Below are 13,227 nucleotides of genomic sequence, written 5' to 3'. Positions count from 1 at the left end.
CAATAACACAGTGAAATGATAATGTGCCCAGCGCTTGAATCTGTTTAAGCAGATGCTAAAATATCTGCGCTGAGACAAAACTGCACTAAACATGCAATGAGAGGGTTTTGAATGACCAAAGAAATGCAAACTTTAGCCTTAGTACCCCAAGGTAGTCTGGAAGCCTATATTCGGGCCGCCAACGCCTATCCGATGCTGACCGCAGAGGAAGAACGGGAGCTGGCTGAACGGCTGCATTACCAGGGCGATCTGGGAGCGGCTAAACAGCTTATCCTGTCTCACCTGCGCTTTGTCGCTCATGTTGCCCGCAACTATTCCGGGTATGGTTTGCCACAGGCTGACCTTATTCAGGAAGGTAATATTGGCTTGATGAAAGCGGTTCGCCGTTTTAACCCTGAAGTCGGGGTACGTCTGGTGTCCTTTGCGGTACATTGGATCAAAGCAGAAATTCACGAATATGTTCTGCGTAACTGGCGAATTGTCAAAGTCGCAACCACCAAAGCTCAGCGTAAATTGTTCTTCAACCTGCGTAAAACCAAGCAGCGTCTGGGTTGGTTTAATCAGGATGAAGTCGAGCTGGTTGCCAAAGAACTGGGTGTGACCAGTAAAGATGTTCGCGAGATGGAATCACGCATGTCCGCACAGGATATGACATTTGATCCATCTCCAGATGACGAAGCACGTGATGGCCAATCCATGGCGCCGGTCCTGTATTTACAGGATAAAACCTCTGATTTTGCTGATGGCATTGAAGAGGATAACTGGGATAACCATGCGGCAGATAAATTGTCTTATGCGTTGGAAGGATTGGACGAGCGGAGCCAGCATATTATTCGCGCCCGTTGGTTGGACGATGACAACAAGTCAACGTTGCAGGAACTGGCCGATCAGTACGGTGTATCTGCTGAACGTGTGCGTCAGCTTGAAAAAAACGCGATGAAAAAATTACGCATGGCGATTGAAGCCTAATACATATACCCAAAACCATTAGCATTGCAGCTAAACACAACTGTGATGTTAGGTTACAACGGGATATGACGTAACATGAAGGGCGATATTATTTATTAATGTCGCCCTTTTGCTTTTTTGGCACTCTTCATCAACAAAATTTATTTAGCAAAACCCGCTTTATCTAGCAAAACCAAATGAGCTGAGATCGCTATTTTATTGATACTGGCTATTTGTGCCAGCCTTGTGTGCCACGGCTAAAACCACAGGCGTGCATAAAACCATCCATCGCCTCATGTTGTTCGGCTATAACCTGCTCATCCTTAAGTTGCCAGTGCTGTACTGTCGGTAACTGACGCTGCGTTTCTTCGATCAAATATAATCCCACGCCACGGCGACGAGTCACCTCTCTGACATACAAATCCTGAAACTCAGCCTGCTGACCATTCACCGTGATTTTGACTGCACCTAATAGACGCTCGTTAAAACGCGCGCCAAACAGCGGCTTACCATCGTTAATCCACTGCTGCCAGAGCGTTGGCTGTTGTTCAGGCCAGATCTTCGCTAAATCGATAAGATCCTGATGAGTAAGGGTTGTTAATCGTTCAATAGTCAGTTTCATCGTCGAGAGACCACAAAAAAGTAAGGGTAATGGGGCTGTGGTTTATTGTACTAGATCACAGACCAGAGCGTTGTGTAAGTTTTTCTGTACGTTCACGGCGGAAAATGTTTTTTCGCTACTGCATTTTCCGAGTTTTACCGGAGTAAAAGATCACATAACCAGCACAACCCACTATCATTTGAGTAAAACCCATTCAATTTAATCCTAATTTTATGCTGTTTACACCGCTTGTTTCTGCTTGTCCTAGTTGATTTGCAGCATAAAACTCCTGTTTAATGACATGAAAAATAAAGTCTTATTAGAGAAATCTATTACTTTTGAGACTAAATCATTATTACTTATGAATAAAACGTTACATTCGATAAAACGTTAAGACCGACACAACAAGCACGTTCACAATGACAGATGGGGAATTCGCGGATGAAATTAACAAAAGGTAAAGTGTTGCTGGCTGGGTGTATAGCAATGGCGATGAGCCACTCTGTACTGGCTAAAGACATTAAAGTCGCCATTGTTGGCGCGATGTCAGGCCCGGTTGCCCAATATGGTGACATGGAATTTACCGGCGCACGTCAGGCTATTGCTGATATCAATGCCAAAGGTGGAATCAAAGGCGATAAACTGGTTGGCGTGGAGTACGATGATGCCTGCGACCCGAAACAAGCTGTCGCCGTTGCCAACAAAGTCATTAACGACGGTATTCGTTATGTTATCGGCCATCTGTGCTCTTCTTCAACTCAGCCTGCTTCAGACATTTATGAAGATGAAGGTGTGATTATGATCACTCCTGCTGCAACCAATGCCGATCTGACCACGCGTGGTTACAAAATGATCATGCGCACCACCGGTTTGGATTCTGATCAAGGCCCAACCGCTGCCAAATATATCATTGAGACTATTAAGCCTAAACGTATTGCAGTGGTACACGATAAGCAGCAGTACGGTGAAGGCTTGGCGCGTTCTGTACGTGACAGCTTGAAAAAGCAAGGTACCGAAGTGGTGCTGTTTGAAGGCGTGACCGCGGGTGATAAAGATTTCTCTACGTTGGTGGCTCGTCTGAAGAAAGAGAATGTCGATTTCGTCTACTTTGGTGGTTACTACCCAGAGATGGGGCAGATCCTGCGTCAGGCGAAGCAAGCAGGTCTGACAGCTCGCTTTATGGGGCCAGAGGGTGTTGGTAACTCCTCACTATCTAATATCGCTGGTGACGCTTCTGAAGGCATGCTGGTGACATTACCGAAACGTTATGATCAGGTGCCAACTAACCAGCCTATTGTTGATGCGCTGAAAGCGAAGAAACTTGACCCAACCGGTCCGTTTGTTTGGACAACCTATGCTGCATTGCAATCGCTAACCACAGCAATGGAACGTAGCGGCAGCCAAGAGCCGGCTGATTTGGTCAAAGATCTGAAAACCGGTAAGCCGGTTGAAACAGTGATGGGGCCATTGAGTTGGGATGAAAAAGGCGATTTGAAAGGGTTTGAATTCGGTATTTTTGAATGGCACGCAGATGGTTCTTCAACTGCGGTCAAATAACAATAATATTAGAATCATTAAGTTGTAGGGTTGCTCCCGCAGCAACCCGGCCCCTTTTACCAACTGCATCCCCCCCATGTTTCGGGGGGATTTTCCTCTCTGCACACAGTAGATTTGGCGCAGTTGGCTAGGGCAGCCAGGCAAGTGAATCAAAGGGTTAGGGTATGTCAGAGCAGTTTCTTTATTTTCTGCAACAGATGTTCAACGGTGTTACGTTGGGCAGCACGTATGCGCTGATCGCCATTGGTTATACCATGGTGTACGGCATTATCGGCATGATCAACTTTGCTCACGGCGAAGTGTATATGATCGGCAGCTACGTTTCGTTTATCGTGATCGCCGCATTGATGATGATGGGGATCGACGCTAGCTGGTTATTGATCGGCTCTGCTTTTCTCGTCTCTATCGTGATCGCCAGTGCTTATGGTTGGAGTATTGAACGGGTGGCCTATAAGCCGGTTCGTAGCTCCAAGCGTTTGATTGCACTGATCTCGGCGATTGGGATGTCAATCTTCCTGCAAAACTACGTCAGCCTGACGCAAGGCTCACGGGATTTAGCACTACCGAGTTTGGTTACTGGGCAATGGACTTTGGCAGAAACCAATGGGTTTGCCGCGACCATCAGCACCATGCAACTGACCATCTGGGTAGTCACTTTCTTGGCGATGCTGGCATTAACCTTATTTATCCGCTATTCCCGTATGGGGCGTGCCTGCCGTGCCTGTGCTGAAGACTTAAAAATGGCGAGCCTGCTGGGTATTAATACTGACCGGGTTATCTCGCTGACCTTTGTTATCGGGGCATTGATGGCCGCCGTGGCAGGGGTATTACTTGGCCAGTTCTATGGGGTTATCAACCCATATATTGGTTTTATGGCCGGTATGAAAGCCTTCACCGCAGCCGTATTGGGTGGCATTGGTAGTATTCCTGGCGCGATGATCGGTGGCTTGATTCTGGGTGTGGCTGAAGCATTAACTTCTGCTTATCTAAGCACTGAATACAAAGATGCAGTTTCATTCGCATTGCTGATTGTGGTGCTGCTTGTTATGCCTACTGGGATCTTAGGCCGTCCAGAGGTTGAAAAAGTATGAAACAACTCAACTTTGTTAATGCCATTATTTCCAGTTTTGTGCTCTTCGTCCTTGCCTCGTTTGTAATGGGTTTGCAGTTGCAGTTAGACGGCACCAAACTCATTGTGCAAGGGGCGGCAGAAGTCCGCTGGCTGTGGATTGGCGCGGGTTGTATCGTGGTGTTTTTCTTCCAACTGGTGCGCCCGTACATCCAGCAAGGTATTAAAAAAGTCTCTGGTCCGGCATGGGTATTGCCTAGTTTTGATGGCACCAGCCCCCGTCAAAAACTATTAGCCGCAGCAATTATTATCGCCGCAATCGCCTGGCCGTTCCTGGTCTCCAGAGGTTCAGTGGATATTGCGACCCTGACGTTGATTTATGTCATGTTGGGGTTGGGATTGAACGTTGTCGTGGGGCTATCTGGCCTGCTGGTACTAGGCTACGGTGGATTTTATGCCATTGGTGCCTATACCTATGCGCTGTTGAATCACTATTACGGTTTAGGTTTTTGGGAGAGTTTACCGCTGGCTGGCATAGTCGCAGCACTGTCTGGCTTCTTGTTGGGCTTCCCAGTATTACGTTTGCGGGGGGATTACCTGGCGATTGTCACTTTGGGTTTTGGTGAAATTGTACGTATTTTGCTGCTCAATAATACGGAAATCACCGGTGGCCCGAATGGGATTAGCCAAATTCCAAAACCAACACTATTTGGTTTAGAGTTCAGCCGCACTGCGAAGGATGGCGGTTGGGATACTTTCCACAACTTCTTTGGCCTGACTTATGATCCTAGTGACCGTATCATTTTCTTGTATATGGTGGCGTTGTTATTAGTGATCCTGACCTTGTTTGTGATCAATCGACTGCTGCGTATGCCGCTGGGCCGAGCATGGGAAGCATTGCGTGAAGATGAAATCGCCTGCCGCTCATTGGGCCTTAGCCCAACCAAAATCAAACTGACTGCATTTACTATCAGTGCCGCGTTTGCTGGTTTTGCCGGTACTTTGTTTGCCGCCCGACAGGGTTTCGTTAGTCCTGAATCCTTCACCTTTGTTGAATCGGCTTTCGTGCTAGCGATTGTGGTGTTAGGTGGCATGGGGTCGCAGTTCGCGGTCATCCTGGCGGCGGTATTGCTGGTGGTTTCGCGGGAATTAATGCGTGACCTCAATGCTTACAGTATGTTGCTGTTAGGTGCATTGATGGTACTGATGATGATTTGGCGTCCACAAGGGTTGCTGCCAATGAAACGGCCACAGCTAAAGCTAAAAGTCGCAGAGATAAAAGCTAAAAAAGGGGAGCAGGTATGAATACGCAACCTTTGTTAGCAGTTGAAGGGCTGTCCATGCGTTTTGGTGGGTTACTGGCGGTGAACAATGTGGGTCTGACCCTCAATCAGGGTGAGATTGTCTCGCTGATTGGCCCTAATGGGGCAGGTAAGACCACAATTTTTAACTGCCTAACCGGTTTTTACCGCCCGACTGGCGGCACGATTAAGTTACGTGATCGTCATCTTGAAGGGCTGCCCGGCCAGATGATTGCCCGAATGGGGGTGATTCGTACTTTCCAGCATGTGCGTCTGTTCCGTGAAATGACGGTGGTGGAGAACCTGCTGGTGGCTCAGCATCAGCACCTTAAAAGTGGGGTTTTTGCCGGTTTGCTGAAAACCCCCGGTTTTCGGCGAGCAGAGGCCGACGCGTTGGAGCGTGCAGCCACTTGGTTGGAGCGTGTCGGCCTATTAGAGCTGGCAAACCGACAGGCGGGGAATTTGGCCTATGGTCAGCAGCGTCGTCTGGAAATTGCCCGCTGCATGGTGACTCGCCCTGAGCTATTGATGTTAGATGAGCCCGCTGCGGGATTGAACCCCAAAGAGACTGATGAACTGAATCAGTTGATTATGGAGTTACGTGACCAACACCAAGTCTCGGTATTGTTAATCGAACATGATATGAAACTGGTGATGGGAATTTCTGATCGCATTTATGTGGTCAATCAGGGAACGCCGTTAGCACAAGGCACACCCAGCGAAATCCGTAATAACCCGGATGTGATCCGGGCCTATTTGGGCGAATAACTTATTTTTAAGTAGAAGTATTTTTGGGTAAATAAAAAGTGGGCGAGGCATAAACATAACATGTTGTCATTTAATAACGTTTCAGCCCATTACGGCAAAATTCAGGCATTGCATCAGGTTAGCCTGCATATTCAACAAGGTGAGATCGTTACACTGATTGGTGCTAACGGTGCGGGTAAAACCACACTGTTGGGGACATTGTGTGGTGAGCCTCGTGCGACCGAGGGCAGTATTGTTTTTGGTGAGCAGAATATTACGGATTGGCAGACCGCACGCATTATGCGTGAGGCGATTGCGATTGTTCCTGAAGGCCGACGGGTATTTTCCCGGATGACGGTTGAAGAAAATCTGGCGATGGGGGGATTTTTCGCTGATCGTCAGCAATATCAGCAACGTATTGAACGGGTTTACGACTTGTTCCCGCGATTATTTGAACGTCGGGCTCAGCGAGCAGGAACCATGTCTGGTGGCGAGCAACAGATGTTGGCGATAGGCCGTGCCCTGATGAGCCAGCCAAAATTACTGTTACTGGATGAACCCTCATTAGGATTAGCACCGATAATTATTCTGCAAATATTTGATACTATTCAACAATTACGAGAAGAAGGAATGACTATTTTCCTCGTTGAGCAGAATGCGAATCAGGCTTTGAAGTTAGCAGATCGTGGCTATGTACTAGAGAATGGTCGTATTGTTCTGGAAGACACGGGGGCTGCGTTGTTAGCTAATGAAGCCGTGCGTTCAGCTTATCTGGGCGGTTAAATCGTCGTTTTTCATTATCTATGAAGGCCCGTTTCCGGGCCTTAGTTATTAGCTAATCATAAAGCTAGCTTCTAGCTGTTCGGCATCATGCCTGTGGTGTAATAGTGAAATTGAGTGTATCGCTATAACTTCCTTTATCGGTTGTCTTGGTATTATAAAGCCGTATGCGTGGTGACCAGCACATCTCACCGTTATTATCATTTCTCAACTGAATAAACTTTTTCTCTTTTGGCAGTAAAAAGTTTTTCGTATTACCTGCTTGGCTTTGAAATTCCACGGTATAACCGATGGTCTTATCACTCTCAGCTTCCTTTAACTGAAAATGTACAGTGTTTGCTGCTAATCCATTTCGGTTGGTGGCGCTAATCATATAACGCGTCCGTTGAATCCCGGTGGCGCGATAGCGGATACAAAAACGGTTACCTACTGGATTAATCAATGGCGCGTGTACGCTTTTCCCTTTAGCGCCGTGCTCAATTTTCTCAAGTAATTCATCTAAATCGAAAGACTTCAATTGCCATGTTTTTGCGTCCATACGGAATTTAGGATCAATTTTAAGGGCTTCTGGTGCCACGTCTGCCTGAGGATTAAAGAGTGTGCATTGTTTGCCATTCTGACCAAAGGAAACGCCAGTAGATGACATTAATGAGTGATATTGCCCTTTGTAATGGATCGCACCTCCTACAGTTGCACCGATTCTGATATCCTTGAGGACATGTGCGGCAACCTTGAATGAAACATAGTAATACTTCTTGTCAAAGGGTGATGATTTGAGATCACGGTTGAACAGTATTTCCTGAGTATTATCATTCGAATCTGAGGGCGCTTCGCCATTGAGCGAAAGATTAGTGATATCATTAAATTGAATACTGAAATCTCGTGAACCATCAGCTTTATAGAAATAAAGTGACAGGAGCGCACGCCGGTTAGGTAACCCGATATTTCTCATCTCATCAGTTGGGATATTTAGTAATTTTCCCCAGGCTAATATATGCTTTCCATTTACCATTGTTCCTGATGAGGAATATAAATCTTTCAGCATCGCCCGAAAATAAACCTCCACGCTGTCATCAGCGTTTAGTTTGATTTTGCAATTAGAGTATTGTTGGGTGTAGGGATAAAAATAGAGGTTTGCCATAGCTATAGGCTGAATTATTAGCAATAATAGCCCCATAAGGAATAGTCTGTATTTAACATTCACTTGATTATCTCTCCATGACTATCAGTTATTTATTTCAGCTATTCGTTTCAAATATTAATGTTAGCTGCCCATGATATTTCCCTGCGGAATTTGGCCCACTGGGCGCTAATGCTGAAATATGTAATATATAGTCGGTACTGGTTTGGCGGGTTCTACCCTGGGTTATGTTGAATGTCTCAGGGATGGCTGATAACACGCGCAGGTTGGCGCGATCCGTGCCCCAGCGCACTTGCGCGGGGGAGAATGCCTGATCTGCTCCCGTCAATACAGTAGAGTGACGAGTCAGTATCAGTGGATTTTTCACCGAAATTCGAAATCCTTCTTGCCTGCGTAGCTTGACGACTACTGGGAGTTCCTTTTGATACAGCAAGTGATTTTCGGGGCTACTTTCCAGTTTTATACTGCTATACCAACCCCCTTGTGGCTTTTCAACCTCGATCCTGGGGTGTGCTGTCACTTCTAACCTGACATCGATATTCCCCAGAGGAATTGAATCTGCCCTTGCCTGTGAGGGGAGTAATAGGGATAGGGCGATGATTTTTATGATATTCATAATGTTCCTTATCTTTACCCTGCGATACATCGCAAGTTGAAGGGCTTATCCTCGATCATTCCTCGTACATCACTGACCGCCAGCTGCCGATGTTGGTCGGGATAGAGATTAAAGTCCTCTATATCCTGTTCCTGGGTTTTCAACTGACGCCACTGTAGGCGGGTGTTACCGGTATTCTCCAACACCATCCCCCCGTCAAGACAGCGGTGTGCCCACTGGGGTTGCGGTGATGCCGCCAGATGCCTGACCAATCCCATATAACTTAACTGCACCCCCAACACGGCAGTATGGCCACCGGTAACTTGCAAGTTATTAACCGGTACTACTGCGAGTCGATATACCTGCTCTTTATCCGGCGTGCTAAGTGCTTTAAGAAATATTCTCCCACTCTGCTTTGGTCCCAGAGTCAGTTTTGCTGGGAATGCAAACAGTGCGGGATGTTGCTGTTCGCCTACCGAGGTTAGTGATTCTTGTTCTGGCGACTCACCTGGGTTATTAAGCTGGTACAGTTGAACTGTCACGTACTCAGGGTCTAAACCGTAATTAGTTACTGTCACCACTGTACTTTCCTGCTCTATTTCCAGCACATGTGGCTGAATATCTATGGCACTGAAAACCGAGGGCGGCAGGAGGCTAGCCGCAATGAACAGTAAACGTTTCATTATCTACCTTACCGCTGAGTCGTTTGGTTGACAGGGTGATGGGGGTTCCGGGATATAGATTCAGGCTATCTGTCTTGTCGCCGGAGTTCAGTTGCTCAAATTTGCTATGAACCGTGCCGCTGGAGGTAAGCATGAGATGACCGCCCGGCAAGCATTGATGCTGCCAGTGACGAGCCTGTGCAGTTAAAGGGGGTACATGATGAATCAACACACCATAACCAATACTGATGGTCATGGGAGCATGGATTTTGCTTTTGTCCTCATGCTGACCGACAGCTTTGATATCGACTACCGGGTTGATATACAGCCGATACAGCGTTTCCTGCGTCGGAGATTTTAAGGGCAATAGTCTAATATTACGCTTCTGTTTCGGTCCTAAAGTAATCCGGTTGGGGTTAAAAATCATTTCAGGCTGCGAGATATCACTTATCAGTGTTTTCTGTTCAGGATGCACCCCAGGGTTATCTACTCGTTGTAGTGTGATATCCAGATACAGTGGCTTATCACCGCTGTTATAGACTTGGATTGTCCGGTGTTGGTCCAGTGATTCCACTGTGGTACGGGTAGGGATAGCCACTAACTGCGCATAAGTGGCGGTAATCGGTACCAACAAGAAGGCGATAGTGGAGAGTAAATAGGCATATTTCATAACAATTCCTGTTGGTATTAATCTAAGTGACAAAGATAAATATGATCGCGTTGCTGGCTCATATTGCAGCGGTAACGGGCTAAGTGGTTTTGAACCTGAATATTTTTCAGCTTGGCACGAGAGTGAATAGAAAATAGTCCATTGGGGTGGACGGTATCTCCAGTTTCCTGAATAACCCCGCTAACAGGTTGCCCGTGCTCATCCTTGAGAAAACCGCTGTAAAGCAGGTTCAATGTGATATCGGCCTTACTGGAAAAAACTTGCCCAGGATGGGCGCGAGCAATATTGACGGGTAACTGAATATTCATATCCAGGTCATTGCGTTCGATATGTGTTTGCACAAAGAAACGGTCCTGATACCGTGGAATCGGTATAGCGTAAGTACCCGCGCCGGTTATCGGATGGCCTTCCGCATTGAAGCTATATGGCGTGCCAGCTAAGTCCGGTGTCTCTATCAGTAATGCGGTTCCGCTGTAGCTGCTGCGGCCTAATGCCATGCCTTGCGGGCTGATAGCCAGCATGCCGCTATAACTGATGCTGCCATTGGCTATCTTGTTATCAACTCCCATTCGTGCCGATACATCACCACGGCTGCCACTGCGATGAGCAAAGCTGCCGATGCTGGATGTTTTCCCACTGGCACTGCCATCAATACCCAAGGTGCTGTTGCCATAGTTATCGTTAAATTCTTTTTGATAACTGGCACTGGTAACCAACTGCTGCTGATCATAGGCACTGTTGATGCTGGCGCTGCTTTTGAGAAAGGAGAGTGTGGTATTAAGAAATACACCGTAATTATTCTGGTTGTTCCATTGCCCGCCTTTTTGTACACCAAGGGACAGCGCAAGGTTATATTGCGGCCGTCGCCAGTCCCAGCGGCTTTGGATACGGTGCTGCTGGCTGGTGCTAAATTGATTGAATTGATAGCTCAGTTGGATTGGCCCCAATTGGCGACTATAAGAAGCTGATGTGCTACCCGCATTTGGTGCGTATATAGACACACCTGGTGTTTGATAACGGGATACAGAGGCATATCCTAGTACGGTGCTTCCACCGGTTATGCGCAGATATCCGCCATCACGTTTTTCGCCAGACATCACGCCCAGAGCAGGGGTAAGGTCGAGATCAGAAAAAATAAAGGGGCGCGAAATATTCCCTTCTGCTGCCCAGTGGCTGGCGCTATCTTTGAGTAGCGTGATATTAGCTTGCACGCTTTGCAGGTTCATACTGCGGCCAAACTGCATCAGGTGGGGAGAGCTATGGCTACGCGCTATTCCTTTACCCATAGTCAGGAACCAGCCATTATTGGTTTGAGTGTTAATATTACTGATGGTTTGGCTTTCCTGGCTGACGACTTTCCCTGTACGGTCGACTAACCGGACCTCAACGTTGTAATAGCCGCCGGGAAGTTGGTTGTAATCAATTTCATTACGGCCCAGTTGGGCAGGGATTCGGCGGATAAGTTGGTTATCGCGATAGATTTCGAAATCGCCATCGCTGGTGGCATATAGCACTAAGCTGCCCGCGGAGGGCTTATTAATAGTTAAGTAACTTTGGCTACCCAGCGTCACGAATTGGTCTAAAGCAGGGTTAATCAGGGTATGAATGCTGCCAGCACTGTTATCCAGATTATTTTGTTTACCTGCCCGTAGGTAGTGTGCTTGGAAGTTCTTTTGCAAATACCAACTATCGATACCTATTTGAGTTTGCTGTTGATATTGGGGCTGGTGTGTGGCGTGATAACTGTTTTTTGAACGGCTAGTGTTATAAAACCAATTAGCGAAGCCAAAAGATTGCAAGGGTAGACCAATATATCCTTGCCCTCGGCCTGAAATAGCGCGGTAATTTTCTGCAGTCATACGCAGGTCAAAGGATTGATTATGGACCAATCCCCAAGTGGTGACAGGCATTAAATAACGGTTGCTGTTATTGGTTACCGTTACTACATTATTGACCTTATCTACGGTGACGCGATGATTAGATAAGATATAATCGCAGCCATTCTGGCATTGCAAATAAGGTATTTGGGGTAAAATATTTTCTAATAGAATAATTGATTGTTCATCAATATGGTTGTTGCGATATTGTTGTTGATCAAAACTTAACTGCTGTTTTTTTTCCGAGAAAAAAAATGGACTGGGTAATGTTTTGCCCTCTAATATACCCAGTAATTGTAGTGTGTTATTTTCTTCCACAGCGGAAAAACCAACAGGTATTAATTGTTCGATCGTTATCTCTTCTGCCTGTGCTGAAATAATTGTAGCAAGTAATAAAAAAAGTAAAGTGGCCTTATTAATTATTAGATTGTTTGTCATAGGATTCCATTCCACTGTTAACTACTATTGCGATATGCCTTCTCCCTTTGAATAATATATTTCTATGGTAATGGTTCTGGTTACACCATTACGTTATGTTTTTGGTTCAAAGGAGCATGCAGCCAGGAGTTTACCCCCTGACTGTATGTGTTAATAATAAGGAAATTATAATGTTTTACTGAGTTATGCAGCCGTTTCAATAACTAGATTAAGTGTGCCAGTGTATACTTCGGCAGACTTAAGTCCGTTGCCGTTTACGCTAATGTCTAGAGTGGTATCGAGTACTGAGTTAGTTAAGGGGAATGTTGCCATATGACCACCAAGCCCAACATTAGCAGCTCTACTCAGCATCGTATTACCTATCATTACGGTAGGGGTAGATTGTATTCTTGAACCATTGTTAGACACTAAATCAAATGGTTTTCCAAGGCCAATACGAACTTTACTGTCGCCATTAGATTCTACTCGGATGTTCTCTGTCGCCTTGTATGAGTTCATGGTGGAGTTCATGCTAAGTTTAATTAAACTCAGTTCGTCACCATTTGATTTGGAAAATTTGACTATTTGAGGTACTTCTAATTCAACCGTAATCTCTTTCGTTAATGCAGGTTTGAAATATACACTCTGATCAGACTGATTCATACTCTGAATACCTTGAATTTGAGCGTTATTTATACCAGATTGTAAACTTGTCATTACATTCGCATTGGCGCTAACACTGGTGGTTAATATCGCCATAGTAATAATAGAAAGTAGCGTCTTTTTCATTATTAAATACCTGATAGTCCGTTATATATAAAATCCTTATCCAACTGGAAAGGGATTAATGATGCTTGTGGCT

Annotated in this window: 13 protein-coding genes; 6 read left to right on the top strand and 7 right to left on the bottom strand. The window is 46.0% G+C overall.

Annotated elements, in window-relative coordinates; translation table 11 throughout:
* The first annotated feature begins 111 nt into the window (after nt 1-111).
* Complete coding sequence (rpoH, locus tag Q2T72_RS20460; RefSeq protein ID WP_004391342.1) at nt 112-969, top strand: RNA polymerase sigma factor RpoH; 858 nt, start codon at nt 112-114, stop codon at nt 967-969.
* Nucleotides 970-1,177: 208 nt separating this feature from the next.
* Here the strand turns inward: rpoH and panM are convergent, their stop codons facing one another.
* Nucleotides 1,178-1,570, bottom strand: coding sequence for an aspartate 1-decarboxylase autocleavage activator PanM (panM, locus tag Q2T72_RS20455; RefSeq protein ID WP_083161963.1), 393 nt, complete (start codon nt 1,568-1,570; stop codon nt 1,178-1,180).
* A 420-nt stretch (nt 1,571-1,990) separates the two neighbouring features.
* Here panM and Q2T72_RS20450 point away from each other — a divergent pair, with 420 nt between their 5' ends.
* The 5 genes from Q2T72_RS20450 to livF all read left to right on the top strand — a co-directional run bounded on the left by Q2T72_RS20450 (nt 1,991) and on the right by livF (nt 7,006).
* Nucleotides 1,991-3,106, top strand: a complete 1,116-nt coding sequence (locus Q2T72_RS20450; RefSeq protein WP_083161965.1) for a branched-chain amino acid ABC transporter substrate-binding protein — start codon at nt 1,991-1,993, stop codon at nt 3,104-3,106.
* Nucleotides 3,107-3,270: 164 nt separating this feature from the next.
* Nucleotides 3,271-4,197 carry a high-affinity branched-chain amino acid ABC transporter permease LivH gene (gene livH / locus Q2T72_RS20445; RefSeq protein WP_083161967.1) on the top strand — a complete coding sequence of 309 codons (927 nt, stop codon included), beginning with the start codon at nt 3,271-3,273 and terminating at the stop codon, nt 4,195-4,197.
* Nucleotides 4,194-5,480, top strand: coding sequence for a high-affinity branched-chain amino acid ABC transporter permease LivM (locus Q2T72_RS20440; RefSeq protein ID WP_083161969.1), 1,287 nt, complete (start codon nt 4,194-4,196; stop codon nt 5,478-5,480). Before livH ends, Q2T72_RS20440 begins: the two co-directional genes overlap by 4 nt.
* Complete coding sequence (gene livG, locus Q2T72_RS20435) at nt 5,477-6,244, top strand: high-affinity branched-chain amino acid ABC transporter ATP-binding protein LivG (RefSeq protein WP_083161971.1); 768 nt, start codon at nt 5,477-5,479, stop codon at nt 6,242-6,244. The genes Q2T72_RS20440 and livG overlap by 4 nt, the downstream gene beginning before the upstream one ends.
* Nucleotides 6,245-6,304: 60 nt before the next feature.
* The gene (livF, locus tag Q2T72_RS20430; RefSeq protein ID WP_083161973.1) at nt 6,305-7,006 is read left to right on the top strand and encodes a high-affinity branched-chain amino acid ABC transporter ATP-binding protein LivF; all 702 of its coding nucleotides are present in this window, start codon (nt 6,305-6,307) and stop codon (nt 7,004-7,006) included.
* Between the two features lie 85 nt (nt 7,007-7,091).
* Here livF and Q2T72_RS20425 read toward each other — a convergent pair whose 3' ends face one another.
* The 6 genes from Q2T72_RS20425 to Q2T72_RS20400 form a co-directional block, all read right to left on the bottom strand.
* Nucleotides 7,092-8,207 (bottom strand): hypothetical protein, encoded by a 1,116-nt coding sequence (locus Q2T72_RS20425; RefSeq protein ID WP_372569749.1) that lies wholly within the window; start codon nt 8,205-8,207, stop codon nt 7,092-7,094.
* Nucleotides 8,208-8,241: 34 nt separating this feature from the next.
* Nucleotides 8,242-8,760: a fimbrial protein gene (locus tag Q2T72_RS20420; protein ID WP_083161978.1), complete on the bottom strand. Its 519-nt coding sequence runs from the start codon at nt 8,758-8,760 to the stop codon at nt 8,242-8,244.
* A gap of 14 nt (nt 8,761-8,774) precedes the next feature.
* Entirely contained in the window at nt 8,775-9,422 is a 648-nt protein-coding gene (locus tag Q2T72_RS20415; RefSeq protein ID WP_372569748.1) for a hypothetical protein, read from the bottom strand.
* Nucleotides 9,394-10,071, bottom strand: coding sequence for a pilus assembly protein (locus Q2T72_RS20410; RefSeq protein WP_372569747.1), 678 nt, complete (start codon nt 10,069-10,071; stop codon nt 9,394-9,396). The genes Q2T72_RS20415 and Q2T72_RS20410 overlap by 29 nt, the downstream gene beginning before the upstream one ends.
* Nucleotides 10,072-10,088: 17 nt before the next feature.
* Nucleotides 10,089-12,386, bottom strand: a complete 2,298-nt coding sequence (locus tag Q2T72_RS20405) for a TcfC E-set like domain-containing protein (RefSeq protein ID WP_372569746.1) — start codon at nt 12,384-12,386, stop codon at nt 10,089-10,091.
* A 183-nt stretch (nt 12,387-12,569) separates the two neighbouring features.
* Entirely contained in the window at nt 12,570-13,154 is a 585-nt protein-coding gene (locus Q2T72_RS20400; RefSeq protein WP_083161986.1) for a CS1 type fimbrial major subunit, read from the bottom strand.
* Between the last annotated feature and the right edge of the window lie 73 nt (nt 13,155-13,227).

It is taken from the genome of Yersinia sp. 2466 StPb PI (assembly GCF_041538325.1).
Taxonomy (GTDB): Bacteria; Pseudomonadota; Gammaproteobacteria; order Enterobacterales; family Enterobacteriaceae; genus Yersinia; species Yersinia enterocolitica_E.
Note: the sequence above shows the minus strand (reverse complement) of the source record. Positions and strands in the feature narration are given on the sequence as shown.

What these genes read in the sequence shown, in the direction of transcription:
- Q2T72_RS20415 (WP_372569748.1), bottom strand. Translation starts at nt 9,422, where the DNA reads ATGAAACGTTTACTGTTCATTGCGGCTAGCCTCCTGCCGCCCTCGGTT.
- livF (WP_083161973.1), top strand. Translation starts at nt 6,305, where the DNA reads ATGTTGTCATTTAATAACGTTTCAGCCCATTACGGCAAAATTCAGGCA.
- Q2T72_RS20400 (WP_083161986.1), bottom strand. Translation starts at nt 13,154, where the DNA reads ATGAAAAAGACGCTACTTTCTATTATTACTATGGCGATATTAACCACC.
- Q2T72_RS20450 (WP_083161965.1), top strand. Translation starts at nt 1,991, where the DNA reads ATGAAATTAACAAAAGGTAAAGTGTTGCTGGCTGGGTGTATAGCAATG.
- Q2T72_RS20410 (WP_372569747.1), bottom strand. Translation starts at nt 10,071, where the DNA reads ATGAAATATGCCTATTTACTCTCCACTATCGCCTTCTTGTTGGTACCG.
- Q2T72_RS20405 (WP_372569746.1), bottom strand. Translation starts at nt 12,386, where the DNA reads ATGACAAACAATCTAATAATTAATAAGGCCACTTTACTTTTTTTATTA.
- rpoH (WP_004391342.1), top strand. Translation starts at nt 112, where the DNA reads ATGACCAAAGAAATGCAAACTTTAGCCTTAGTACCCCAAGGTAGTCTG.
- panM (WP_083161963.1), bottom strand. Translation starts at nt 1,570, where the DNA reads ATGAAACTGACTATTGAACGATTAACAACCCTTACTCATCAGGATCTT.
- Q2T72_RS20420 (WP_083161978.1), bottom strand. Translation starts at nt 8,760, where the DNA reads ATGAATATCATAAAAATCATCGCCCTATCCCTATTACTCCCCTCACAG.
- Q2T72_RS20440 (WP_083161969.1), top strand. Translation starts at nt 4,194, where the DNA reads ATGAAACAACTCAACTTTGTTAATGCCATTATTTCCAGTTTTGTGCTC.
- livG (WP_083161971.1), top strand. Translation starts at nt 5,477, where the DNA reads ATGAATACGCAACCTTTGTTAGCAGTTGAAGGGCTGTCCATGCGTTTT.
- livH (WP_083161967.1), top strand. Translation starts at nt 3,271, where the DNA reads ATGTCAGAGCAGTTTCTTTATTTTCTGCAACAGATGTTCAACGGTGTT.